The organism is Acinetobacter sp., assembly GCF_036659555.1.
Lineage (GTDB): Bacteria > Pseudomonadota > Gammaproteobacteria > Pseudomonadales > Moraxellaceae > Acinetobacter.
Genome location: NZ_JAVXCI010000182.1, coordinates 1 through 1329 on the forward strand (window position 1 = coordinate 1; position 1329 = coordinate 1329).

The window sequence follows — 1329 nt, forward strand, 5'->3', positions numbered from 1 at the left end:
GGCATCGGCAGCAGCGACTGCGCCGCAGCCTGCGGGCTGAACCCCTATATGTCAATGCTGGAACTGTGGATGATTAAGACAGGACGGATTCAGCAAATAATTGATGATGAGAGCCAAGAAGGCCATGCGCCGCTGTACTGGGGCAAGCAGCTGGAGCCGCTGGTCGCAGAATACTACAGCATGCACACCGGCCATAAAGTCCGTCGCGTCAATGCAGTGCTGCAGCACCGTGATCCGGATAAACACTTCATGCTGGCCAATCTGGATTACGCGGTCACAGGCAATGCGGAAGTACAGCTGCTGGAATGCAAGACGGCGGGGGAATACGGCGCGAAACTGTGGCGGGACGGCGTGCCTTTATATGTGCTGTGCCAGGTGCAGCATCAGCTGGCGGTCACAGGCAAGCAGGCGGCGCATATCTGCGTGCTGATCTGCGGCCATGAAACCCGCATCTTTAAAGTGACGCGCAGCGAATCGGTGATTCAGCACATCATCAACGCTGAACGCCATTTCTGGGAGTGCGTGGAAAAGGATATTCCGCCGGATGCTGATGCGAGTGCATCGGCGGCTGAAGCGCTGCAGCAGCTGTATCCGCAGCACATTCCTTTAACCATAGAAGACCTAAGCCAGCATGAGCAGGGGAATCGGCTGTTTAAGCAGCTGATTCAAGACCGCAATCAAATCGAAAAGCATCAGCAGAATTTTGATCAGGCCAAGCACCAGATTCAGGCGCTGATGAAAGATGCCGAGCGCGCCACTTTTCAAAATGGTTCTGTGACGTGGAAAAGGTCTAAGGATTCAATCAGCCTGGACAGCAAGGCCCTGCTGAAGCTGCATCCGGAAATGCTGCAGCGGTTCCCGCAGGCTAAAGCCGGTTCACGGCGCTTTAACATCTATACGGATGCTGACTGAAATGAACTTAGCCTAAGCAATTCAGCAGCAAAGCTGTTTAACGCCATAACGATCCCATGCCAGAGGGCATGGGATTTTTTATGCATTCAATTTTTTAAATGAAATCTAAACAACTGCAGTGAAATAGAAAGGACATCAATATGATTAAAGGTCTAGCAATTACTCCGCCGATCCTCGGCAGAATAAGTATCGGCAAGATGGTGGAGAAGAACGGCAAGCGCCTGCCTGAAAAGGATGACCAGTTTACCCTGACCAGCCAAATTCAGAACAAGGATGGCTGGATCAAACATCCCTTGGATGAGCAGCTTCGAGCCAAAGCACCGAATCAAAAACTCAGAACGATTCCTGTACGGATGATCTTCAATGATCCTGAACTGAACCTGCGGGCAGAGTACACCCTGTTTGACCGGCAGACAG

General features: G+C 51.8%; 2 protein-coding genes. Both read left to right on the forward strand.

Features of this window, described 5'->3' with window-relative positions; all coding sequences use genetic code 11:
* On the forward strand, nt 1-912 hold a 912-nt coding region (locus tag RSA72_RS14540), incomplete at its 5' end, for a YqaJ viral recombinase family nuclease (RefSeq protein ID WP_332633443.1).
* Nucleotides 913-1052: 140 nt separating this feature from the next.
* Nucleotides 1053-1329, forward strand: a 277-nt coding sequence (locus RSA72_RS14545; RefSeq protein WP_443098341.1) for a recombination directionality factor, incomplete at its 3' end; no start/stop codon positions are given.